Origin of the sequence: Streptomyces fuscigenes, from assembly GCF_021556455.1 — a bacterium.
Classification (GTDB): domain Bacteria; phylum Actinomycetota; class Actinomycetes; order Streptomycetales; family Streptomycetaceae; genus Streptomyces; species Streptomyces fuscigenes.
Window position 1 is genome coordinate 14,344 of sequence record NZ_JAKGCV010000014.1, and the last position, 21,920, is coordinate 36,263.

At 72.6% G+C, this 21,920-nt stretch carries 18 protein-coding genes; 11 read left to right on the forward strand and 7 right to left on the reverse strand.

Going from position 1 to position 21,920, the window contains the following annotated elements:
• Window positions 1–25: 25 nt before the first annotated feature.
• From L1885_RS03445 to L1885_RS03455, 3 genes are all read right to left on the reverse strand, one after another.
• Window positions 26–775, reverse strand: coding sequence for a transcriptional regulator (locus tag L1885_RS03445; protein ID WP_235795470.1), 750 nt, complete (start codon window positions 773–775; stop codon window positions 26–28).
• A gap of 299 nt (window positions 776–1,074) precedes the next feature.
• Window positions 1,075–1,623, reverse strand: coding sequence for a hypothetical protein (locus L1885_RS03450; RefSeq protein ID WP_372481849.1), 549 nt, complete (start codon window positions 1,621–1,623; stop codon window positions 1,075–1,077).
• Window positions 1,624–2,693: 1,070 nt separating this feature from the next.
• A complete protein-coding gene (locus tag L1885_RS03455; RefSeq protein WP_372481850.1) occupies window positions 2,694–4,109 on the reverse strand; it encodes a type III PLP-dependent enzyme domain-containing protein in 1,416 nt (471 codons plus the stop codon).
• A gap of 164 nt (window positions 4,110–4,273) precedes the next feature.
• Here L1885_RS03455 and hutU point away from each other — a divergent pair, with 164 nt between their 5' ends.
• From hutU to L1885_RS03480, 5 genes are all read left to right on the forward strand, one after another.
• The gene (gene hutU, locus L1885_RS03460) at window positions 4,274–5,947 is read left to right on the forward strand and encodes a urocanate hydratase (RefSeq protein ID WP_235795460.1); all 1,674 of its coding nucleotides are present in this window, start codon (window positions 4,274–4,276) and stop codon (window positions 5,945–5,947) included.
• A gap of 20 nt (window positions 5,948–5,967) precedes the next feature.
• Window positions 5,968–7,170 (forward strand): allantoate amidohydrolase, encoded by a 1,203-nt coding sequence (locus L1885_RS03465; RefSeq protein WP_235795473.1) that lies wholly within the window; start codon window positions 5,968–5,970, stop codon window positions 7,168–7,170.
• On the forward strand, window positions 7,167–8,537 hold the full coding sequence (locus L1885_RS03470) for a formimidoylglutamate deiminase (RefSeq protein ID WP_235795461.1): 1,371 nt from the start codon (window positions 7,167–7,169) through the stop codon (window positions 8,535–8,537). The genes L1885_RS03465 and L1885_RS03470 overlap by 4 nt, the downstream gene beginning before the upstream one ends.
• Window positions 8,538–8,644: 107 nt before the next feature.
• Entirely contained in the window at window positions 8,645–9,811 is a 1,167-nt protein-coding gene (gene hutI, locus L1885_RS03475; protein ID WP_235795462.1) for an imidazolonepropionase, read from the forward strand.
• A 395-nt stretch (window positions 9,812–10,206) separates the two neighbouring features.
• A complete protein-coding gene (locus L1885_RS03480) occupies window positions 10,207–11,322 on the forward strand; it encodes a GNAT family N-acetyltransferase (RefSeq protein WP_235795474.1) in 1,116 nt (371 codons plus the stop codon).
• 204 nt (window positions 11,323–11,526) lie between these two features.
• Here the strand turns inward: L1885_RS03480 and L1885_RS03485 are convergent, their stop codons facing one another.
• Window positions 11,527–11,748, reverse strand: coding sequence for a hypothetical protein (locus L1885_RS03485; protein WP_235795463.1), 222 nt, complete (start codon window positions 11,746–11,748; stop codon window positions 11,527–11,529).
• A gap of 32 nt (window positions 11,749–11,780) precedes the next feature.
• Here L1885_RS03485 and L1885_RS03490 point away from each other — a divergent pair, with 32 nt between their 5' ends.
• The 5 genes from L1885_RS03490 (at window position 11,781) to L1885_RS03510 (ending at window position 17,835) form a co-directional block, all read left to right on the forward strand.
• Window positions 11,781–13,283 carry a glycosyltransferase family 2 protein gene (locus L1885_RS03490; protein ID WP_235795464.1) on the forward strand — a complete coding sequence of 501 codons (1,503 nt, stop codon included), beginning with the start codon at window positions 11,781–11,783 and terminating at the stop codon, window positions 13,281–13,283.
• Window positions 13,280–14,077: a polysaccharide deacetylase family protein gene (locus tag L1885_RS03495; protein ID WP_235795465.1), complete on the forward strand. Its 798-nt coding sequence runs from the start codon at window positions 13,280–13,282 to the stop codon at window positions 14,075–14,077. The genes L1885_RS03490 and L1885_RS03495 overlap by 4 nt, the downstream gene beginning before the upstream one ends.
• 103 nt (window positions 14,078–14,180) lie before the next feature.
• Entirely contained in the window at window positions 14,181–16,070 is a 1,890-nt protein-coding gene (locus tag L1885_RS03500; RefSeq protein ID WP_308117271.1) for a hypothetical protein, read from the forward strand.
• Window positions 16,071–16,318: 248 nt separating this feature from the next.
• Window positions 16,319–16,732: a hypothetical protein gene (locus L1885_RS03505; RefSeq protein WP_235795466.1), complete on the forward strand. Its 414-nt coding sequence runs from the start codon at window positions 16,319–16,321 to the stop codon at window positions 16,730–16,732.
• Window positions 16,733–16,734: 2 nt separating this feature from the next.
• Complete coding sequence (locus L1885_RS03510) at window positions 16,735–17,835, forward strand: glycoside hydrolase family 26 protein (RefSeq protein ID WP_235795467.1); 1,101 nt, start codon at window positions 16,735–16,737, stop codon at window positions 17,833–17,835.
• A 236-nt stretch (window positions 17,836–18,071) separates the two neighbouring features.
• Here the strand turns inward: L1885_RS03510 and L1885_RS03515 are convergent, their stop codons facing one another.
• The 3 genes from L1885_RS03515 to L1885_RS03525 are packed head-to-tail and all read right to left on the reverse strand — an operon-like array spanning window position 18,072 to window position 21,000.
• Window positions 18,072–19,283, reverse strand: coding sequence for a dipeptidase (locus L1885_RS03515; RefSeq protein ID WP_235795476.1), 1,212 nt, complete (start codon window positions 19,281–19,283; stop codon window positions 18,072–18,074).
• Between the two features lie 20 nt (window positions 19,284–19,303).
• Entirely contained in the window at window positions 19,304–19,837 is a 534-nt protein-coding gene (gene purE / locus L1885_RS03520; protein ID WP_235795468.1) for a 5-(carboxyamino)imidazole ribonucleotide mutase, read from the reverse strand.
• On the reverse strand, window positions 19,834–21,000 hold the full coding sequence (locus tag L1885_RS03525; RefSeq protein ID WP_308117272.1) for a 5-(carboxyamino)imidazole ribonucleotide synthase: 1,167 nt from the start codon (window positions 20,998–21,000) through the stop codon (window positions 19,834–19,836). Before L1885_RS03525 ends, purE begins: the two co-directional genes overlap by 4 nt.
• A gap of 167 nt (window positions 21,001–21,167) precedes the next feature.
• Here L1885_RS03525 and L1885_RS03530 point away from each other — a divergent pair, with 167 nt between their 5' ends.
• On the forward strand, window positions 21,168–21,674 hold the full coding sequence (locus L1885_RS03530) for a GtrA family protein (RefSeq protein ID WP_235795469.1): 507 nt from the start codon (window positions 21,168–21,170) through the stop codon (window positions 21,672–21,674).
• The last annotated feature ends 246 nt before the right edge of the window (window positions 21,675–21,920 follow it).

Below are 21,920 nucleotides of genomic sequence, written 5' to 3' on the forward strand. Positions count from 1 at the left end.
GCGTGTCCGGTGGGGGAGCAGGGCATCACAGGGTTGCCTCCAGGGCGTCGCGCAGCCTGCGCAGCAGGGCGATGTCGGGGTCGTCGGAGAGCGTGGCGACCCAGGAGGGCACGGCCCCGGTGGACTCCGGCGGAGCGAGCGGTTCCTTCGGGGTGTCCACGAGTCCGGCCGCGGCGAGGCGGCGGATGTCCAGGAGGATGTGGAACGCGGGGCGGCCGAGCGCCCACGCGATCGCCGCCGGAGTCCTGGTGCCGTCCGCGAGGGCGAGCACGTCACGCTGTCTGCGCGGCACGAGCTGGCCGGGGGCGGGCTCGCGGGCCACGACGGGCGCGGTGTCCGCGCTCGCATACGGCCAGACGCTGTCGAGGAGTTCGCGCCGGCGGAGCGTCTCGCGCTCGACGGCCGCCGCCGAGACGGGCCGGACGGCCCCGAACCAGTGGGCCACTCCGTAGCGGAAGCGCGTCGGGCCGCTGCCGGGGGCGAGCGCGAAGAACGCGGCGTCGAACATCGCGCCCAGGTGGCATATCTCCAGCTCCCCGCCGCCGACCCGGCCGCTGTCCACCAGGAAGCGGGCGACCTCCCGGCGCGCCCCCGCCTTGTCGACGGCCTCCTGCCAGCCCGTGCGCGGCAGCCGCCCGCCGGCGGTGAGCAGCACGTCCACGCCGGGTGCGGACGGACTCTCCGCGTGCACGATCCGGCCCTCGGAGAGGTAGAGGGTCCCGTGGTCCCGCAGCAGGGCCCCGGTGGCGCGCTCCTCGGCGAGGCGCGTCAGCATCGGCGACACGGAGCGGGCGGGCAGATGGTGCGACGCCCCCGGCGTCCGGTGCTGCGTCCGCCCCGGCACGTCGTGCTCCGCGTGTTCCGGGTGCTCCGGCAGTTCCGGGGCCTCGTGACCCCGGAGGTCGGGCGACCCGTGGTCCGGCCTGCCCCCGGCCTCGTGCTCCCCCGGCGCGGGGCCCGGTGCTCCGGGGCCGGCCGGTGTCGGAGCCGTCCCGGCGGTCCTGTGGAGTGCGGCCGCGTGAAGTGCGGTCGCGTGAAGTTCGGCCGCGTGGAGTTCGGCCGCGTCGCGTGCGGTCATCCGAGCACCAGCCGTTCTGCCAACTGCCGCATGCGTATGCGCGCCAGTGCGAGATTGCCCGTGTCCCGGTCGAGCCAGAGGTGCAGGAACACGCTGCTGTCGAACGTCGTCTCCACGAAGCACAGCAGGTGGTACCCGGTGCGGGTGGAGACGATCACGTCCTCCACGGGTAAACCTTTCTCCGCGGCGCCCTCGCTGCCCCCGTTTCCGTCCCCGTCGCCCCCGCCCTGCACGCTGCCCCCGGTCCGGCCGGCCGTTGCGGAAGTGGCGGACTGCACGGGGGAGCCGGAGGCGGGAAGAGGTCCGGAGGTTGGAGGAGGCGGGAAAGCGGAAGATGCGCCGGAGGAGCCGCCCGGAGCGAAGGTCGTGTACTCGGCGGCTGCACGCGCCAGCTCCGCGGTCTCCGCGGCGGTGGCCTCAGGATCCCCGCCGGGCGACTCGCCCACCGCGCCGAGGGCCAGCCCGCTCGTCCAGTCGACGACCGACGCTCCGCGCGCTCCCGGCAGGGCCATGGCCTCTTCCAGGCATGCGTCGATTCCGGGCACGCGAACTCCCTCCCCCAGACAGGCGTGCAGACGCACAGTCGTGCGGCTGCAGTGACCGCGAGACTACGCAAAGCGCTCGGCCCGCGACGGGGAGTCCGGCATTTTCCGTCGAGAGAAACCAGTTATGAACCTGGCATATGCAAGAACGTGTCCGTATCTGACCGAACGAGATCGGACCTGTCTGATTTCTGGATTAACTGGCTGCTCGAATCCGAAGCTCAGCACTGAACTCGGACCCGCGTCCGAAAGCTCCGCCGGTGACGCTCCGACCCGTACCGGAATGCCGGGAGACGGCAGGAGCGGGCGAGATGACCGGAAGGCGCGAGGGCTCTGGTGCGCCTCTCTTGCGGGAGCGAGGAGCGCCTGGAAGGCGGCCGTCCCCGGGAGGCGGTGCAGGTGCGAGGTGGGGCTGCGAGGGGAGGCGGGGCAGGCGCGAGGGATCGCGGCGGGAGGGGCTGCGGCGGGAGGCGAGGTGGACGCGAAGCAGCGGCGAGAGGGCGTCCGCGGCCACCGGTCGCCACCGACCCGCACGTCCCCGTGCGGCCGGCCCGCCGATGCTGCCTGGCCCCCTGCCCCCTGCCCCCTGCCGCGCCCGCGCGACATGCGCGACTGGCCTGACCCGACCGTCCCCGCACGGACGGTCCACTGGTGCCGGATGCCGGATGCCGGATGCCGGATGCCGGATGCCGGATGCCGGACGCCTCCCGCTTGACGGCTGACGCCTGCCCCATGCGTTCGGTCCTGCCTGCCGCCCGCTACCCGCCGCGTGCCGTTACGCACTACCCCTCGTCTGCGGACGCCAGACGCCAGACGCCAGACGCCAGACGTCAGACGCCACGCGCCAGAGGCCAGAGGCTGGACGTCGTACGCCGGACGTCGGCCTCCCCGCTCGGCGGCCCCCTTCGGCCCCCCGGCCCCCTTCGGCCCCCCGGCCCCCTTCGGCCCCCGGCCCCCTTCGGCCCCCGGCCCCCTTCGGCCCCCGGCCCCCTTCGGCCCCCGGGCCCCGGCCCCCGGGCCCCCCGGTCCTTCCGGCCCCCCCCGGTCCGCCGCCCGCCGCCCGCCGCCCGCGGCTAGGACAGCAGCGCGTCGGTGTGTGCCACGCCCGACTCGGCGACGATCTCCTCGATCGTCTGCGGCGTCCGGACCGTCGCGAACCTGACCTCGGCGCCCCCCGGGCCTTCCGGGCCGTCTGGGTCCTCGGTCACCGTGAACCCGTGCACCGCGGGGCGCGGCAGGCTGTTGTACGCGTAGTGGTGTGCGAAGTAGTACGCGCCGGTGTCGAGCGCCGCCACCACGTCGCCCTGCTCGATCAGGGGCAGCGGCCGGCCGGTCGCGAGTACGTCGCCCGAGAAGCAGGCCGGGCCCGCCACGTCCTGCACCACGGGGTCGCCGGTGCGCGGCTCGCCCTTGGCGTCGTACGCGGCGATCCGCAGCGGCCACGACTCCGGTGCGTACACCGTGCGCGTCGCCACCTGCACGCCCGCATGCGTCACGGCGATCGGGCGCTCGCCGGCGGACTTCGTGTACTCGACCTTGGCGAGGATCGTGCCGTGTTTGGCGAGCAGCGACCTGCCGAACTCCGTGACCAGCCCGTACCTGCCGTCGAACAGCCCCGGCACGGTCTCCTTGAGGACGCGCACGTACTCCGCGAACGCGGGGGTGTGCTCCTCGGACGCGAAGTTCACGGGGAGCCCGCCGCCGATGTCGAGCGTGTCGACCTGCCGGCGTCCCGCCGCCTCGTTGATCTCCTCGGCCAGCTCGTACAGGGCCCTGATGCCCTCGGCGATCAGTTCCAGCGGCACGCCCTGCGAGCCGGAGTGGGCGTGCAGCCGCGTCAGCCACGGCCGGTGCGCGTAGGCCCCGAGGACCCACTCGCGGGCGCCCGGGTCCCGAAGCGCCACACCGAACTTCGACGTGGACGTGGCCGTGGACAGTGCGCCGATGGAGCCGGTGCCCGTCTGCGGGTTGATCCGGATGCCGACGGGGGAACGCGTGCCGAGCTCGGCCACGAGCGTGTCGAGGCGCGCCAGCTCCTGGCGGTTGTCCGCGTTGACCGCGATCCCGAGGGAGAGCGCCTCCCGCAGCTCGGCGGTCGTCTTGGCGGGGGAGTCGAGCACGGTCGCGGCGGCAGGCACCCCGGCGGCCCGCGCCAGCGCCAGCTCTCCGGGGCTCGCCACCTCGGCGCCGACGCCGAGCTCGCGCAGCAGCCGCACCACCGGCACCAAGGGGGACGCCTTCACCGCGAAGGCGTGCAGTACCGGCGTGCCGGGCGGGAGCGCCTCGCCGAAGGCCGTGCGCAGCGCCTCGACGGACTGCCGGATGCCCGCCACGTCCAGCAGGCCCACGACCGGCTGCTCGTCGCTGATCAGCCCGTCGGCGACGGCGGCGCGCACCGCGCGGTGCCGCCGCGCGGCGGCCGCTGCGCCCTGCTCGGCGGCCCGGTCCCGTATGTCGGTCATGTCGGTCTCTGTCTTGCCCATGTGCATGTGCCCATCATGCTCGATGGCCCGGACGGCCGAGCCGACCCTGTTGACTAAGAATATTCAGAGCGTCAGGATGTGAATATCCAGTTCATCCGTGCGCGCCGGACCGCGGACCCCCCGGGTCCGGACCGCCGCAACGCCGCAACGCTCGTGGAGGAGTACCCGCCATGTCAGAGCCTCGCCTTGTCAGGGCCCCGCGCGGCCCCCAGCTCAGCGCCCTGGGATGGCAGCAGGAAGCAGCGCTGCGCATGCTCCAGAACAACCTCGACCCCGAGGTGGCCGAACACCCCGAGAAGCTCGTCGTCTACGGCGGCACCGGGAAGGCCGCCCGCGACTGGCGCTCCTTCGACGCCATGGTCCGCACCCTGCGCACGCTGAAGCAGGACGAGACCATGCTCGTCCAGTCCGGCCGCCCCGTCGGCGTGATGCAGACCCACGAGTGGGCGCCGCGCGTCCTCATCGCGAACTCCAACCTCGTCGGCGACTGGGCGAACTGGGAGGAGTTCCGCCGCCTGGAAGCCCTCGGCCTGACCATGTACGGGCAGATGACCGCCGGCTCGTGGATCTACATCGGCACCCAGGGCATCCTCCAGGGCACCTACGAGACCTTCGCCGCCGTCGCCGCCAAGCGCTTCAACGGCACGCTCGCCGGGACGATCACCCTCACCGCCGGCCTCGGCGGCATGGGCGGCGCCCAGCCCCTCGCCGTCACCATGAACGACGGCGTCGCCATCTGCATCGACGTCGACCCGCGCGCCATCGAGCGCCGCATCGAGCACCGCTACCTCGACGTGAAGGCCGACAACGTCGAGCACGCCCTTCAGCTCGCCGTCGAGGCGCGCGACGCCCGCCGCCCCCTGTCCATCGGCCTGCTCGGCAACGCCGCCGAACTGCTGCCGCGGATGCTCGCCGAGGGCGCCCCGATCGACATCGTCACCGACCAGACCTCCGCGCACGACCCCCTCGCCTACCTGCCGATCGGCGTCGACTTCGACGACATGGCCGCCTACGCAGCCGAGAAGCCCGCCGACTTCACCACCCGCGCCCGGGAGTCGATGGCCCGCCACGTCGAGGCCATGGTCGGCTTCCAGGACGCCGGCGCCGAGGTCTTCGACTACGGCAACTCGCTGCGCGGCGAGGCCAAGCTCGCCGGCTACGAGCGCGCCTTCGACTACCCGGGCTTCGTCCCCGCCTACATCCGCCCCCTGTTCTGCGAGGGCAAGGGCCCCTTCCGCTGGGCCGCCCTGTCCGGCGAGGCGTCCGACATCCACAAGACGGACAAGGCGATCCTCGACCTCTTCCCGGAGAACGAGTCCCTGCACCGCTGGATCACGATGGCGCAGGAGCGCGTCCACTTCCAGGGCCTGCCCGCCCGCATCTGCTGGCTCGGCTACGGCGAACGCGACCGCGCCGGCGAGCGCTTCAACGACATGGTCGCCTCCGGCGAACTCGCCGCCCCGCTCGCCATCGGCCGCGACCACCTCGACACCGGCTCCGTCGCCTCCCCCTACCGCGAGACCGAGGCCATGCGCGACGGCTCCGACGCCATCGCCGACTGGCCGCTGCTCAACGCCATGGTCAACGTGTCCTCCGGCGCCTCCTGGGTCTCCATCCACCACGGGGGCGGCGTCGGCATGGGCCGCTCCCTGCACGCGGGCCAGGTCACGGTCGCCGACGGCACCCCCCTCGCCGGCGAGAAGATCCGCCGCGTGCTCACCAACGACCCGGGCATGGGCGTCATCCGCCATGTCGACGCCGGATACGAGGAGGCCGAAGCCGTCGCCGAGGCCAAGGGCGTGCGTGTGCCCATGCGCGAGCAGGCGCAGGAGGAGGGCAAGTGAGCGCCCCCGCCTTCCAGACGATGTGGACCGACCTCGCCCGCATCGGCCGCGACAGCACCACGGGCGGCTACCGCCGCTACGCGTGGACGGGCGCCGACACCGACTGCCGCGCCTGGTTCCACGCCCAGGCCGAGGCCCGGGGCCTGTCCACCGAGACCGACCGCAACGGCAACCTCTGGGCATGGCTGGGCGACCCCGGGGCCGGCGACGCCGTGGTCACCGGCTCGCACCTCGACTCCGTGCCCGACGGCGGCGCCTTCGACGGCCCACTCGGCGTCGTGTCCGCCTTCGCGGCCCTGGACGAGCTCCGCGCCCGCGGGGCGACGCCGACCAAACCCCTCGCCATCACCGCTTTTGGCGACGAGGAAGGCGCACGCTTCGGAGTCGCCTGCGTCGGCTCCCGGCTGTCCGCGGGGCAGCTGACCCGCGACCAGGCCCACGCCCTGCGGGCCACCGACGGCACCACGCTGCCGCAGGCCATGGAGGCCGCCGGCTACGACCCCGACGCCATCGGACCCGACCCCGAACGGCTCGGCCGTATCGGTGCCCTCGTGGAACTCCACGTCGAACAGGGCCGTGCCCTCGACCTCACCGGCGACCCCGTCGGCCTGGCCTCCGCCGTCTGGCCGCACGGACGCTGGAGGTTCGACTTCCAGGGTGAGGCCAACCACGCCGGCACCACCCGTCTCGAGGACCGCCGCGACCCGATGCTGCCGTACGCCGAGACCGTGCTCGCGGCCCGCCGCGAAGCGGAACTCGCCGGCGCCCTCGCCACCTTCGGCAAGGTCCTCGTCCAACCCAACGGCGTCAACGCCATCCCCTCCCTCGTCAGTGCCTGGCTCGACTCACGGGCCGCGGACCCCGCGTCCCTCGACACGGTCGTCGCCGCAGTGGAGTTGGCGGCCCGCGCGGCCGCCGACCGCTCGGGCGTCGAACTCGCCGTCGTACGCGAGTCGTTCACCCCCATCGTGGAATTCGGGCACGCCCTGCGCGACGAACTCGCTCGCATCCTCGGTGGTTCCTCCGCGGCCTCCCTTCCCGTGATCCCCTCGGGGGCCGGCCACGACGCGGGCATCCTGTCCGCGTCCGTACCGACCGCCATGCTGTTCGTACGCAACCCGACCGGCGTCTCGCACTCCCCGGCCGAGACCGCGAGCGAGGACGACTGCGTGGCCGGCGTGCGCGCCCTCGCCGACGTATTGGAAGGACTCGCGTGCGCATGAGCGCCACCGGTGCCGCCACCTACTGGCTGGAACACGCCTGGCTCGACACGTACGTCGAGCCGGGCGTCGCGGTCGAGACCGCGCACGGCCGCATCACCGCCGTGCGCAAGCAGACACCGGCCCCGCCACCCGGCGCCGTCGCGCTGCGCGGCCTCACCCTCCCGGGCATGGCCAACGCCCACAGCCACGCCTTCCACCGAGCCCTGCGCTCCGAAGTGCAGGTCGGCAGCGGAACCTTCTGGACCTGGCGCGACGCCATGTACCGGGCCGCTGAACGCCTCACGCCCGAGACGTACCACGCGCTGGCGCGCGCGGCCTACGCCGAGATGGCCCTCGCGGGCATCACGGCCGTGGGCGAGTTCCACTACCTGCACCACCAGGACGACGGCACCCCCTACGCCGATCCCAACGCCATGGGCGAGGCCCTCCTTGCCGCCGCGGCCGAAGCCGGCATCCGCATCACCCTCCTCGACACGCTGTACCTCTCCTCCGGACTGTCGTCCACGGAACCGGGCGGCGCGCCCCTGACCCGTCAGCAGCTCCGCTTCTCCGACGGCACCGCCGACGCCTGGGCGCAGCGGGTCTCGGCCCTGCGGACGCCGGACCCCGACCAGGCGCTGATCGGCGCGGCCATCCATTCGGTACGCGCTGTGCCTGCTGACCAGATGGCCCCCGTGGCCGCGTGGGCCGAGTCCCGCCAAGCCCCGCTGCACATCCACCTTTCTGAGCAGACCGCCGAGAACGACGCGTGCCTCGACGTGCACGGCCGCACGCCGACCCGGCTCCTCGCGGACCACGGAATCCTGGGGCCCCGCACCACCGCCGTACACGCCACCCACCTCACCGACGAGGACATCGACCTCATCGGCAACTCCGGCACCGGTACCTGCATGTGCCCCACCACGGAACGCGACCTCGCCGACGGCATCGGCCCCGCGGTCGCGCTCGAGCGAGCAGGCTCACCGCTCTCCCTGGGCAGTGACAGCCACGCCGTCGTCGACCTGCTCGAAGAGGCACGCGCCATGGAACTCGACGAGCGCCTGCGTACCCGGCGGCGCGGTCACTGGACCGCGGCGGCGCTGCTGCGAGCCGCCTCCGAGACGGGGCACGCCGCGCTGGGCCGCCCCGATGCCGGACGCATCGAGCAGGGCATGCTCGCCGACCTGACGACCGTCGCTCTCGACTCGGTCAGGACAGCGGGAGCGCGTGACAGGTTCGGAGCGGAGACCGCCGTATTCGCCGCGTCAGCGGCCGACGTGCGCCATACCGTGGTGGGCGGCCGCCACGTCGTGCGGGACGGCGTCCACACCCTCGTACCGGAAGTCCCCGCGGCGCTCGCCGAGGCGATCGCCGCCCTGCACACCTGACCCCTCCTCCCACATCCGCCCCGTACGGATGCCGCCCCGCACGACGGCCCCCCTGTCCGTCCACTCCCGGGCCGACGCCCGAGCGCAGGAAGGAACACAGCACCGCGATGACGACACTCGTCACCCACATCGCCAGCCTGGTCACCAACGATCCCTCCCTCGGTGACGGTCCCCTCGGTCTGATCCAGGACGCGGCCGTCGTCATCGACGGCGACCGCGTTGCCTGGGTCGGTGAGACAAGCAAAGCACCCGCCACTGACAACCGGGTCGACGCCGAGGGCCGCGCGGGGATCCCCGGCTTCGTCGACTCGCACTCCCACCTCGTCTTCGCCGGCGACCGTACGGCCGAGTTCAACGCCCGGATGTCCGGCCGCCCCTACTCGGCCGGCGGCATCCGCACGACCGTCGCCGCCACCCGCGCCGCGGCCGACACCGACCTGGCCGCGACGCTCGACCGCTACCTCGCGGAGGCCCTGCGCCAGGGCACGACGACGATGGAGACCAAGTCCGGCTACGGCCTCACAGCCGCCGACGAGTCCCGGGCGCTGCGTCTGGCCGCCGACCGCACCGACGAGGTCACCTACCTCGGCGCCCACATCGTGGCTCCCGAATACGCCGACGACCCGGCCGCCTACGTCGACCTCGTCACCGGCCCCATGCTCGACGCCTGCGCACCCCACGCCCGCTGGGTCGACGTCTTCTGCGAGCAGGGTGCCTTCGACGGCGACCAGGCCCGTGCCGTGCTCGAAGCGGGCATGAAAAAGGGCCTGCTGCCCCGCATCCACGCCAACCAGCTGTCCTACGGCCCCGGCGTGCAGCTCGCCGTGGAGCTGGGGGCGGCCTCCGCGGACCACTGCACGCACCTGACGGACGAGGACGTGGACGCCCTGGCGGGGAGCGGCACGGTCGCGACGCTGCTTCCCGGCGCCGAGTTCTCCACCCGGGCGAAGTGGCCGGACGCACGCCGTCTCATCGACGCAGGCGCGACGGTCGCCCTCGCCTCGGACTGCAACCCGGGCTCCTCGTTCACGTCGTCCGTGCCCTTCTGCATCGCGCTCGCCGTGCGCGACATGGGGATGACGCCCGACGAGGCCGTCCGGGCAGCGACCGCCGGCGGAGCCGCGGCCCTGCGGCGCACCGACATCGGCCGGGTCGCTGTCGGCGCGCGCGCCGACCTCGTGCTCCTCGACGCCCCGAGCCACGTCCACCTCGCGTACCGGCCGGGCGTGCCGCTGGTGTCCGCCGTGTGGCGGGCCGGCCGCCGGGAGGTCTGAGCACCCGCCTTCGGAAGCTCGGGACCGCGGAGCGGGGAGACAGGCGGCAGCGCGGGATCGACAGCCGACAGCCGACAGCCGACAGCCGACAGCCGACAGCCGACGGCTGACTGCAAGGGACGCTGCGCACGAGTCGATGCCACGCCAAACGGGCCGGACGTCCCGTCAGATGGTGCCGCGGGGGAGGGTCATCGGCACTCTGTCGCACAACAGTTGCCCCGTACGTCTCCCCCGTCTCAACCGCCCCACCTGAAAAGGCAGGCCCTGTCCCCGGCGGATTTGGCCCGGTAACGTCCTGTTCCGCATGCGGGTGCCTTGGAGACCGGGCCCGCAGGGGGAAGTTGGGGACAGTGCGCCGCGACCGGGGGGTCGAGTTGAGCGTTGTGCGCAGTGCTGTGCGTATAAGAGTGGTCGCTCCGGAGGGGCTCGGCGAGGGCGAGCTCGAGATCTGGCGCGCCTTGCGGGCGAAGTCGGGAGCTCCCAGGAATCCCTTCATGGAGCCAGAGTTCACCTGTGCCGTGGGCCGGGTGCGGCCGGCGGCACGTGTAGCGGTCGTGAGCGAGGCATCCGAGGGAGCCATCGGGCCCGGAACCCGGGGCGTGGCCACTGAGGCAGCCGGATTCTTCCCGTTCGAAACCGGCCCGTTGGGGCACGGCAGGGCCATCGGACTCGGCGTTTCCGACAGCCAGGGCGCTGTACTGCGACCGGGACTCCATGTGCAGGCCAGGGATCTGATGCGGGCGTGCTCGCTGTCCGCATGGGAGTTCGACAACCTGGAGGACGGGCAGACACCTTTCCTGCCGCACGCGGCGGAGGCGTTCGAGTCGCCGGTCATCGACGTGAGCGACGGCTTCGAGGCCTATGAAGCGACGCTGCGTGAGGGTTCGCCGAAGTTCTACCGGACGACGAAGGCCAAGGAAAGAAGGCTGGGACGGCAGTCCGGCGAGGTCAGATTCGTCTTCGACGAACGCGATCCGGCGGCCCTGACCCAGCTCATGGAGTGGAAGTCGGCCCAGTACCGCAGGACGGGCCGGCGCGACCGGTTCGCCAAGGCGTGGATCCGCGACCTGGTCCTCCAACTCGCCGAGACGCGCAGCCCGGACTGCAGCGGAGTGCTGAGCGTGCTGTACGTCGCGGACCGTCCTGTGGCCGCGCACTTCGGACTGCGGTCCCGGACGGTGCTGTCCTGCTGGTTTCCCGCCTATGCGACCGAGTTCGCGAAGTACTCGCCGGGGCTGGTCCTCCATCTGCGGATGGCGGAGGCCGCCGCGGCCGCGGGCATCGACATGCTGGACCTCGGCCGCGGGGCAGCGGAGTACAAGGACTCGCTGAAGACCGGTGCCCTGAAGGTCTACGAGGGGTCGGTGGTGCGGCCCGGGCCGCGGGCCGCTCTGCATCGCCTGAGCAGGGAGCCCGCCCGGCAGGCCCACAGCTTCGTCAGGAACCGGCCCCGGCTCGCCTCGCTGGCACAGCGCACTCTCAACCGGATCGGAAAGCTGCGAGAACGCTGAGGACGCCCGGGTGGCGAGGCGAACGGTCGGGCGGTGGGAAAGGGGCCGTTGAAGGTCCGGAGGGAGTACGGAAGCGAAGGGGTCGGGGCGGCACGGAGAAATTTCTTCGCTACTGAGCGTGAGGAACGAGGTGTTGACCGTGTCGAACGAGCATGGAGAACCCGGAGCAGAGCAGAACACATCAGGCCCGCCGACCGCGAGCCGTCATTTCCAGCGAGTGGACATGTCCCGGAGGCGCCAGGTCCGCGCGAGTCGGGGCGGACGCTTCCACAGCCACAGCCACAGCCACAGCCACAGCCACAGCCACAGCCACAGCCACAGCGGTGGGGGCCCGGGCGGTGCGGAGAGCTGGAGTGGTGCCGGGAGCGCGACCAGCGGCACCGACCGGCGTCGCCCCTCCGAGGGCGTCTGAAAGACCAGGAGCACCTGCAGGACCGAAAAAGTTCCGAGGGGGGACCATGCCGTACGGGGATCTGCCGCAGCACTTACCGCCGGGCTCCCGGCGCGCCGGGAGCGAGAAGGAGGCGCCCGGCGGGGGCCCGGCGCGCGCACGGCGTTCCGCCGGGATCGCCGTGGTCGACCTGGATCTCGCGGGCCCGCGCGGCCCCGTGCTCTCCTGCGCCCCCGCGCCCGGCGGCCCCGAACCCGAGCCGGGCGGTGATGCGTACGCACTCGTCCGGCTGAGGGGAGAACCGGTGGGCACCGTGCTCGTCCGTCTCCCGCACGACGAGGACCCTGCCGTGGCCCTGGCCGCCGCCTACCGCGCCTGGCTCGACGGTGTGAGGGGGCCCGCGCCGGCCGAGACGCTGTCGGCAGTGATCGCGTCGGTGACAGCCTCTGGGCGAACGGCCGGGACGGCAGCAGGGGTCGGGGCAACGGACGCGCCGGCGGCAGTGCCTCTGCCTCCGCCGCGTACGAGCGTCGTCGTCGCGACCCGTGAGCGGGCCGGCATCCTGGCCCGCGCCCTCGACTCGCTCCTCGCGCAGGACCACGCGGACTTCACGATCCTCGTCGTGGACAACGCCCCGGCCACCAGCGCCACGCGCGATCTCGTCAGGAACGCGTACGCGGGACGCGTCGGCTACGTACGGGAACCGGTGCCGGGCCTCGCGGCAGCGCACAACCGAGGACTGGGGACCATTGGGCAGGACCGGGAGGTCGTGGCCTTCACCGACGACGACGTGGTGGCGGATCCCCACTGGCTCACCGCCCTGACCAGGCCCTTCGCGGATGACCCGGGGCTCGGCTGTGCCACCGGGCTCATCCTCCCCGCCCGCCTCGGGACGCCCGCGCAGATCCTCTTGGAGAGCCACGGCGGCTTCGCCAAGGGCTTCGCGCCCCGGGTCTACGACCCGGCCGACCCGCCCGCGGACGAGCCGCTCTTCCCCTTCACAGCGGGGAGCTTCGGCTCGGGCGCCAACATGGCCTTCCGAGCGGGAGCCCTGCGCGCGGTCGGCGGCTTCGACCCGGCGACGGGTACGGGCACGCCCGCGCGGGGAGGCGACGACCTGTACGGGTTCGTACGGATCCTGGGCGCGGGGCACCGGCTGCGCTACACGCCGGACGCGCTCGTGTGGCACCACCACCGCGAGACCTGGCAGGACCTCAGGAACCAGGCGTACGGGTACGGCGCCGGACTCACGGCGTACCTCACGGCGGTCCTGGTGCGGCAGCCCGCCCTGCTGCCCGCGCTCCTGGCCAGACTGCCCCGCGGGCTCGCGCACGCCCGGGCGATCACCGCGGCCCGGCCGGCGGTCGCGGGGCCCGGTGGCGGGGAAGGCCCTTCCGGCGGAGTCGCATCCGCCGGGCCGCCCGCCGCCGGGCCCGTCCCGGGGGAGCACGGGGGGCAGGCGCATCCCTGGCCCCGCTCCCTGTCCCGACTGGAACGCGCGGGCATGCTGTACGGCCCGGTCGGCTACCTCAGGGCACGCCTCGCCCAGCGAGGAGGACGGCGGTCATGACCCCCGTTCCGGTCCTGCTCTACCACGCGGTGCGGGAGGACCCACCCGCCTGGATCGCCGAGTTCACCGTCACACCGGCGATGTTCGCCGCGCAACTGGACACCGTGGTGGCGAGCGGCCGGACACCGATGACGGCCGGCGCGTTCGCCTCGGCGCTGGCCGGCTCTGGGCAGCAGCAGCTGCCGGCCAGGCCGGTCGTGCTGACCTTCGACGACGGCTTCGCAGATCTGCCCGGTCCCACGGCCGAGATGCTGGCGGCCCGGTCCCTGCCGGCGACGGCCTACCTCACGACCGGGGCGATCACACCGGGGCGCGGCAGCCTGCTCCCACCCGCGGCGATGATGTCGCTCGATCAGGCGCCCCGGCTGGAGAAGTACGGGGTGGAGATCGGCGCGCACACCGTCACCCATGCCCAGCTGGACACGCTCCCCGCCGTGCAACTACGGCGGGAGCTGCGCGAGTCGAAGGTCGTCCTGGAGGACACCCTCGGTCATGCGGTGGACCATCTCGCCTACCCCCACGGCTACAACAGTCGCGCGGTACGGACCGCCGCGGCCGCCGCCGGGTACGCCTCGGCGGTCGCCGTTCGGCACGCACTGAGTTCCGGGGCGGACGAACCCTTCCGGATCGCGCGGCTCATCCTGCGCCGGTCGCACACCGCCGGTGACGTGGCTGCGTGGATGGCGGGGGAGGGGGCACGGGTGGCGCCGTTCCCGGACGCGGCCAGGACGGTCGGCTGGCGGTACTACCGCCGGACCCGGGCCCGGATACGGGGACCGGAGTTCGCCGGATAGCGGCGCGGAGAAGTCCGGCGCGGCGAACGCCGCAGGGGCGATGCGGGGAACTGGGCGCGGCAGACAGGGCAGGCACCACCGACACAGCAGGGGGAGCAGGACCGTGGCACAGCACGAGATGTCCACGCCGGGCGGGGCACCGCACGGCACACTGACCCGGGAGCGCGCGAGACGCACCCCGGTCGGCCCGGGGCGCCTGCTGACGTGGCTGCCGCTGCCCGTCGGCGCAGCGCTGTGGGCCTGGTCCCTGCCGCGGATCCGATTCCACAACCTGGGGGACTTCGGGCTCCTCGACCGCTTCCCTGTCGCTTTCTACGCCTCGCTCGCCGTCCTGACCGTCGGATTCATCGCCTCCCTGCGCCGGGCCGGCACGGCTCCGTGGTGGCCCCTCACCTACAGCCTGGGCATGCTGTTCGCGCTGAAGGCTCCGACGGCCCTGCTGTACGACACTGTCCGCTACGCCTGGGCGTCCAAGCACGACGCGGTCATCGCCCGTCTGCTCACCGAGGGCACGGTCCACCCGCACCACACGCTGAACGGCGGCATGTCGGCCTACGACCAGTGGCCGGGCTTCTTCTCACTCAACGCCGCCCTCATCAAGGCGTTCGGAGTGCAGGGCGCCGCCGTCTACACGAACTGGGCCCCCGTCATCTACGGCGCGCTCACGCTGCCGATCCTCGTCGTGATCTACCGGACGTTCACGGACGACTGGCGGCTCGTGTGGACCGCCGTGTGGATCTTCCAGCTCGCCAACTGGGTCGGGCAGGACTACCTCTCGCCGCAGGGCTTCGCCTACGTCCTGTTCCTCGCCGTCTTCGCCGTGGTGCTGCGGCACTTCGTCCGCCCTGGCTCGGCCGGCTCCCTGCGCGACCGGGACCTGCTCGATCCCGCCGCCGCGCCCGCGCCGCCGGCCACGACCTGGCAGCAGAGGGCGGTCGGAGTGGTGCTGCTCGCACCGCTCATCGCTGCGATCAACTCCGCGCACCAGCTGACGCCGGTGATGCTCTGCGTGACCCTGTTCGCTCTGTGCCTCACCCGGCGCTACCGCAATATCGGACTGTTCGTGGTCGCCGTGGTCATCATGGGCATCTGGGACCTGACCATGGGCAGGCCGCTGTTCGTCGACACCATGAAGACGCTGAGCGGACAGCTGGGCGACCTGCTCAGCAACGCAAAGCCGGGCATCGGCGGCAACCCCACGGGCGAGGGGGCCGAACTCGTCGGCGTGGTCAACATCGTGATGGTGGTGGCTCTCGGGGCGCTCGCCGTCGTCGCGGTGGTGCTGCGCCGCCGCCTCGCCCGGTCGGCACTGCCGCTGCTGCTGGCGGCAGTGGCGCCGGCGCCACTGCTCGCGGTCAACAACTACGGCGGCGAAATGGTCTTCCGCGTCTATCTGTTCGGGCTACCGGGGTCGGCGTTCTTCGCGGCTGCGGCACTCGTGCCCTCCGTGGCGTACGCGGGCAAGGCCCGCAGGATCGCGCAGCGCGTCATGGTCGTGGCGCTGCCGGCGGGAATCCTCGTCCTGCTGGCAGGCTTCCTGCCCTCCTACTACGGCAAGGAGAGCATGCAGTACGCGCCGCCGCAGGAGGTCGCCTTCGTGGAGCGGGCCTACGACCGGGCGCCGACCGGTTCGCTCGTGATGGCTGCCACCGGTTCGTTCCCGGGCGCCTACTACCACTACAACCACTACGACCACTGGTTCTTCACCGAGCAGGATGCGGCGGCCAACCGGCAGTTGCTCAAGGACCCCGGGGACTACCTGGCCGAGGGGATACCCGCGGGCTGCCCCGCCTACATCATCCTGACCCCGACGCAGCGCGACGCCGTTCAGGGCGAGGGCTACCTGCCGCCGGGCGGATACACCAAGCTGGTGGCCGCGTTGAAGGCCTCGCCCCACTTCAAGATCATCGAGGAGGGCAGCCACGGGCTGCTCCTCCAGCACCTGCCGATCCCGACCGCGCCCGAAGCGCTGCCGGACGATGTCGAACCCTGAGCGCCGTGCCGCCCCGGCGGGCCCGCACGCTCCCGCACCACGCCCGGGTGCCGGACCGCCCCCGCTGCGGGTGGCCGAGGCCCCGGGTACCCGCTGCCGTGCTGCGGGGCGGACCGCCTCCGCCGCCCGGCGGACCGCTCGCGCCGCCGTCCTGCCGGCCGGCGCCCGCGCTCCAGCTGCCGTCCATGAACCAGGCACAGCGCCCGTACCACACCCGTCCTCCCTGCCATCAGGAGCCACGTCACGCCATGAACCGAACCAAGGCACAGCTCAGAGCGGTCCTCGCGCTGTCCGGGTGGGTCGCGCTGGCCGCGACCCTGCTGCCCGCCGGGGCGTTCCTGCGCTGGGCCACCATCCTGCTGTTCGTCACCTTCGGCCCGGGTCTCGCGCTGCTGCATCCGCAGTCGGGCGTGCGTCCCCCGGCGCGGCTGGAGACTCTGGCCCTCGCCGCGCCGGTGAGCTGGTCGCTCGCCACGCTCACGGCGACGGCCCTCTTCCTCGTGCAGGGGTTCTCCACGACGGTGTTCCTCATCTCGCTCGCGGCGTTCTGCACGGTGGCTGCCCTGCTGCCCGGGCTTCCACTGCCGGCCGCGATGCGGCAGGCCGGGGACGAGCCCTCCGGGGCAGCAGGCGCCGGGACCGGCGCGGGCGGAGAGCCCTGACCATGACGCACCGCAGCCCCCGGCGCGCGAGGCCCCCGGCGCGCCCTTCCGCCAGTACGCAGTTGTTCCTCGCCCTGGCGACGGTCGGCGCCCTGCTCGCGGGGATCGGCACCTGGTGGGCCTCTCGCACAGCGGACGACGGACTGCTCCTACCGCGCGATTGCGCACCCACGAAGCTGCTGGAGCCACCGTGCGGGGCGTGGTGGGGTGCGTACGTGCCCTACGCGGCGAACGGTTCGCTCGTCGACGCGGTCGACGGGCTGGAGCGGAAGATCGGGCGGCGGCTCGACCTCGTGTATACGTACCACGACATGTCCAACACCCAACGGGACGGCGTGCTGCTGACGCCGGACGAGCGCCGCCTCGGCGAAGACCGCATGCTGATGCTCGCGTGGGAGTCGACGATCTGGACCGAGCCGCACCACAAGAACTACACCGAGACCCAACTCGGCTGGGGGCGGGTCGCGGCAGGTGACTTCGACAAGTCGGTGATCGACCCTCAGGCGGAGCGCATCAAGGACTACGGGAAGACCGTCTTCTTCTCCTTCGACCAGGAGACGGACTTCCGCACGCCGGAAGCCGGCACCCCCGCCGAGTTCATCGCCGCCTACCGCCACGTGTACGACAGGTTCAAGCAGTTGGGCGTCGACAACGTGATCTGGGTGTGGACGGTCTCCGGCTACCTCGGTCACAAGGACCTGATGAAGGAGCTGTACCCGGGAGACGACTACGTCGACTGGATCGGCATGGACCAGTACAACTACTACCGCTGCCACAACTCGGACTGGCTCGACTTCCGCCAGAGCCAGCAGCCTTCGTACGACTGGCTGCGCAAGAACGTCTCCGACGACAAACCCATCATGATGTCGGAGTTCAGTACGGCCCCGGATCCGGAGGATCCGAGCCGGCAGAAGGACTGGTACGAGCAGATACCGGATGCCGCGCCGCACCTGCCCGACGTGAAGGCCATGGTGCAGTGGGACAGCCCGATTCCAGGGCCTGACTGCGACCTGCGGGCCGACCACGGCCCTGCGCTGGAGGGCTACCGCAAGGCGGGCGAGGCGCCCTACGTCAACCAGCCCCTGCCGGCGCAGGTGCGCTGAACCGGGGCGACGACTGACGGCCCGGTGACGGACAGCCGCGTCCCCCCGCATCCAGTCATCACCCGCCCGGTCACCACACGGTCACCAGCCTCCCGATCGCCAGCCTCCCGATCGCCAGCCTCCCGATCGCCGGACGCCCTGCCGGGCCTCGGGGGCGGTCTGCTCCCCCGCGGCCATGTGCTCCCCCGGGACGCGGTGCGCGCCGGTGGCCGCCGCCGCGTCCCGCGGTGGGGGAGTCAGGCGGCCGGCGGGCCGTCGAGCTCGTCGATCGTCGCCAGGGACGGGCCCCGGACAGCGCGCAGGGAGCGTGCGACGTCCTCGGCGCCGCGGAGGGTGCGTACGGCGTTCTGCCACGTCAGCTTCGCCAGGTCCTCGCGGGACCAGCCGCGGGCCCGCAGCTCGGCCAGCAGGTTCGGGTAACCGGCGACGTCGGACAGGTCGCTCGGGGTGAACGCGGTGCCGTCGAAGTCACCGCCGATGCCGACGTGGTCGACGCCCGCGACCTCGCGCATGTGGTCGAGGTGGTCGGCGACCGTCGCCGCCGTGGCCACCGGGCGAGGGTTGGCCGCCTCGAACTCCTCGTGCAGGCGCATGGCGCGGGCCGTGGTGTCGAGGTGGTGCAGGCCGTGCGCGCGCAGGTTCTCGTCGGCGGCCTGAGTCCAGGCGACGGCCTCCGGCAGTACGAACTTGGGGACGAACGTCGCCATCGCGACGCCGCCGTTCGCGGGCAGCTGGGCGAGCACGTCGTCCGGGATGTTCCTCGGATGGTCGCAGACGGCACGGGAGGACGAGTGGGAGAAGACGACGGGCGCCTCGGTCACCTCGAGCGCGTCGCGCATGGTGGTGGCGGCCACGTGCGAGAGGTCGACCAGCATGCCGAGCCGGTTCATCTCGCGGACGACCTCGCGGCCGAAGGCGGTGAGGCCGCCTGCCCGGGGTGTGTCGGTCGCGGAATCCGCCCAGCGCAGGTTGTGGTTGTGCGTGAGGGTCATGTACCGGACGCCGAGCTCGTACAGGGCGCGCAGCGTGCCCATCGAGTTCGCGATGGACTGGCCGCCCTCCGCGCCCATCAGCGACGCGATGCGCCCCTCACCGCGGGCCGCCTCCATCTCGTCGGCGGTGCGGGCCCGCGCCAGTTCCCCGGGGTGGCGGGCCAGGAGCCGGTCGACGAAGTCGATCTGCTCCAGCGTCGCCGCCACGGGGTTCTCGTCCGGTCCCATGTCGGACGGGACATAGACCGACCAGAACTGGCCGCCGACCCCGCCGCGCCGCAGCCGGGGAATGTCCGTGTGCAGTTCGGCGCTGCGGTCGCCGGCGACGTCGAGCTTGTCGAGGTCGTAGCCGGCCTTCTCCCGCATGGCCCACGGCAGGTCGTTGTGCCCGTCCACGACCGGGAAGGCCGCGAGCAGCTCCCGCGCCTCGTCCAGGTATGCGCTCGCGTCCGCCATCGTGCCGCTCACTTCCCGCCTCACTTCCTGAAACCGAAGGACGCCTCGCCCTGGGCCTTGGCCCGCAGCCGCTTGCCCTTCTCGGTCGCCTGCTCGTTCAGCTCCTGCTGGAAGTCCTTCATGTGGGACAGCAGCGCCGCGTCGTGGGCGGCGAGGATCCGGGCCGCCAGCAGCCCGGCGTTGCGTGCCCCGCCCACGGACACCGTCGCGACGGGCACGCCCGCCGGCATCTGCACGATCGACAGCAGGGAGTCCATGCCGTCCAGGTACTTCAGGGGAACGGGCACACCGATCACCGGCAGCGGGGTCACGGACGCCAGCATGCCCGGCAGGTGTGCCGCGCCACCCGCGCCCGCGATGATCGCCTTCAGGCCCCGGTCGGCCGCGCCCTCGCCGTACGCGATCATTTCGCGGGGCATGCGGTGGGCCGAGACGACGTCGATCTCGTAGCGGATCTCGAACTCTTCCAGGGCCTTGGCCGCGGCCTCCATCACCGGCCAGTCGGAGTCCGAGCCCATCACGATGCCGACGAGAGGTGCGTTGTCGGAGGTCATTCGGTGATCGTTCCTCGCAGGTAGCCGGCGGCGTGGCGGGCGCGCTCCAGCACGTCGTCCAGGTCGTCGCCGTAGGTGTTGACGTGACCGACCTTGCGGCCCGGCTTCACGTCCTTGCCGTACATGTGGATCTTCAGTTGCGGGTCCCGGGCCATGCAGTGCAGATAGGCCGCGTACATGTCGGGGTAGTCGCCGCCGAGCACGTTGCACATCACGGTCCACGGCGCGCGGGGCCGCGGGTCGCCGAGGGGGAGGTCGAGCACGGCGCGGACGTGGTTGGCGAACTGCGAGGTGATCGAGCCGTCCTGCGACCAGTGGCCCGAGTTGTGGGGTCGCATCGCGAGCTCGTTCACGAGGATGCGGCCGTCGCGCGTCTCGAACAGCTCCACGGCCAGGTGGCCGACGACGTCGAGCTCCTTCGCGATGCGCAGCGCGAGTTCCTGGGCCTCACCCGACAGTTCCTCGGACAGGTCGGGCGCAGGGGCGATCACCGTGTCGCAGACGCCGTTGACCTGCTGCGACTCGACGACCGGGTAGGCCACGGCCTGGCCGTGCGGCGAACGCACGACGTTCGCGGCGAGCTCCCGGGCGAAGTCGACCTTCTCCTCGGCGAGGACCGGTACGCCGGCCTTGAAGGGTTCGGCGGCGTCGGCCTCGGAGCGTACGACCCACACACCCTTGCCGTCGTAGCCGCCGCGGACGGTCTTGAGGACGACCGGGTAGCCGTCCGACTCAGGCTCGCTGCCCGCGGCGAGGCCCTCGGCGGCGAAGGCCGTCACGTCCGCGGGGCTCGTCACGATCCGGTGGCGTGGACACGGCACACCGAGCGCCGTGAGCCGCTCCCGCATCACGCCCTTGTCCTGGGCGTGCGCGAGGGCGTCGGGGCTGGGCCGCACGGTCACGCCGTCCGCCTCCAGCGCCCGCAGGTGCGCGAGCGGTACGTGCTCGTGGTCGAAGGTGATCACGTCGCAGCCCTGCGCGAAGGCGCGCAGGGTCTCCAGATCGCGGTAGTCGCCGACGACGACGTCGGCCACCACCTGCGCCGCGGAGTCCTGCGCTGTGTCACTGAGGAGCTTGAACTTCAGGCCGAGGGGGATGCCCGCCTCGTGGGTCATACGGGCGAGCTGACCGCCACCGACCATGCCGACTACGGGGAACGTCACCCGACCAGGGTATCCGCAGGCCCCCGGGACGCAGGCAGCCGCACGCCGCCCCGTGTCCCGGGAGGGCCGGGAGCGGGCGGGGCACCGGTAGCGGCGGACGGCGGGCCGGGGTGCCGGGCGCTGGTTAGCATGGGCGCGACGACACCGACCGGACGGGACGAAATCGTATGAGCGTACGGGGCGCGGACGCGGCACCGCGGTCGCGACTGCACCGCCTGCTCCGGGAGATCGTCAAGTTCGGAGCCGTGGGCGGGGCGGGGCTGCTGGTGAACCTGCTGGTCTTCAACGTGGTGAGGCACGCCACGGACCTCCAGGTCGTCCGGGCGTCGGTGCTGGCCACGATCGTGTCCATCGCCTTCAACTACGTCGGCTTCCGCTACTTCGCGTACCGCGACAGCGACAAGTCGGGCCGGACGCGTGAGCTGGTGCTCTTCCTGGCCTTCAGCGCGGTCGGCCTGGTCATCGAGAACGGCGTCCTCTACGTGGCGACCTACGGCTTCGGCTGGCACACGCCGCTGGAGAACAACGTGTTCAAGTTCATCGGCATCGGTGTGGCCACGCTGTTCCGCTTCTGGTCGTACCGCTCGTGGGTGTTCAAGGCGCTGCCCGTCGGTGAGGAATCGTTCCTGGAGCACGGCAAGGACCGGAAGGCCCAGCCCGACCGAGTCGCCTGACCCCGCACCGAGCCGGGCAGCGTCGGCATGTGGCGGCAGGGCGCGCCGGTGTGCGGCGGCAGGGCGCGCCGGCATGCGACGGCAGGGCGCGCCGGCATGCGACGGCAGGGCGCGCCGGTATGCGACAGGGCCGCGGGTCCCCAAGGCGGCGGGAGCCCCAGGGCCGCCGGGCCGTGGGGCCGTGGGGGCTGCTGGGCCTCAAAGCCGACTGGCCCTGGTGCCGCCGGGCCGCCGGGCCGCGCGGCC

Excerpts from the sequence above, each read along its gene's own strand:
- L1885_RS03445 (WP_235795470.1), bottom strand. The coding sequence starts at position 775 with ATGCTGACGCGCCTCGCCGAGGAGCGCGCCACCGGGGCCCTGCTGCGG.
- L1885_RS03455 (WP_372481850.1), bottom strand. The coding sequence starts at position 4,109 with ATGCACATGGGCAAGACAGAGACCGACATGACCGACATACGGGACCGG.
- hutU (WP_235795460.1), top strand. The coding sequence starts at position 4,274 with ATGTCAGAGCCTCGCCTTGTCAGGGCCCCGCGCGGCCCCCAGCTCAGC.
- L1885_RS03465 (WP_235795473.1), top strand. The coding sequence starts at position 5,968 with ATGTGGACCGACCTCGCCCGCATCGGCCGCGACAGCACCACGGGCGGC.
- L1885_RS03470 (WP_235795461.1), top strand. The coding sequence starts at position 7,167 with ATGAGCGCCACCGGTGCCGCCACCTACTGGCTGGAACACGCCTGGCTC.
- hutI (WP_235795462.1), top strand. The coding sequence starts at position 8,645 with ATGACGACACTCGTCACCCACATCGCCAGCCTGGTCACCAACGATCCC.
- L1885_RS03490 (WP_235795464.1), top strand. The coding sequence starts at position 11,781 with ATGCCGTACGGGGATCTGCCGCAGCACTTACCGCCGGGCTCCCGGCGC.
- L1885_RS03495 (WP_235795465.1), top strand. The coding sequence starts at position 13,280 with ATGACCCCCGTTCCGGTCCTGCTCTACCACGCGGTGCGGGAGGACCCA.
- L1885_RS03505 (WP_235795466.1), top strand. The coding sequence starts at position 16,319 with ATGAACCGAACCAAGGCACAGCTCAGAGCGGTCCTCGCGCTGTCCGGG.
- L1885_RS03510 (WP_235795467.1), top strand. The coding sequence starts at position 16,735 with ATGACGCACCGCAGCCCCCGGCGCGCGAGGCCCCCGGCGCGCCCTTCC.
- L1885_RS03515 (WP_235795476.1), bottom strand. The coding sequence starts at position 19,283 with ATGGCGGACGCGAGCGCATACCTGGACGAGGCGCGGGAGCTGCTCGCG.
- purE (WP_235795468.1), bottom strand. The coding sequence starts at position 19,837 with ATGACCTCCGACAACGCACCTCTCGTCGGCATCGTGATGGGCTCGGAC.
- L1885_RS03530 (WP_235795469.1), top strand. The coding sequence starts at position 21,168 with ATGAGCGTACGGGGCGCGGACGCGGCACCGCGGTCGCGACTGCACCGC.